This window comes from Vibrio sinus (genome assembly GCF_023634645.1).
Taxonomy (GTDB): Bacteria; Pseudomonadota; Gammaproteobacteria; order Enterobacterales; family Vibrionaceae; genus Vibrio; species Vibrio sinus.
Window position 1 is genome coordinate 1 of the sequence record NZ_JAMKMR010000058.1, and the last position, 465, is coordinate 465.

3 tRNA genes are annotated in these 465 nt (G+C 49.2%); all 3 read left to right on the top strand.

Features of this window, described 5'->3' with window-relative positions:
- Window positions 1-76: 76 nt before the first annotated feature.
- The 3 genes from M9194_RS21570 (at window position 77) to M9194_RS21580 (ending at window position 368) form a co-directional block, all read left to right on the top strand.
- A tRNA-Glu gene (locus tag M9194_RS21570) sits at window positions 77-152 on the top strand.
- A 56-nt stretch (window positions 153-208) separates the two neighbouring features.
- A tRNA-Lys gene (locus M9194_RS21575) sits at window positions 209-284 on the top strand.
- Window positions 285-292: 8 nt separating this feature from the next.
- Window positions 293-368 (top strand) — tRNA-Ala (locus tag M9194_RS21580).
- Window positions 369-465: the final 97 nt, after the last annotated feature.

The window sequence follows — 465 nt, forward strand, 5'->3', positions numbered from 1 at the left end:
GCGATGAGTGTTCACACAGATTGATGGTTTATAAAGATTAGAGAGATGATGAATGTTCCCAAACATTCACACTAGTGTCCCGTTCGTCTAGAGGCCTAGGACACCGCCCTTTCACGGCGGTAACAGGGGTTCGACTCCCCTACGGGATACCACTTCTTTTAGAAGTGACAGTTTTGCTTCTGCTTTTTGAAAAGCGGAGACAAAAAATGGGTCGTTAGCTCAGTTGGTAGAGCAGTTGACTTTTAATCAATTGGTCGCAGGTTCGAATCCTGCACGACCCACCATTTCAAGAGGGGCTATAGCTCAGCTGGGAGAGCGCCTGCCTTGCACGCAGGAGGTCAGCAGTTCGATCCTGCTTAGCTCCACCATCTTGAAACGTTCTACCACAAGAACGAAAAACTGAATGTGGGCGATTAGCTCAGTTGGGAGAGCACCTGCCTTACAAGCAGGGGGTCACTGGTTCGA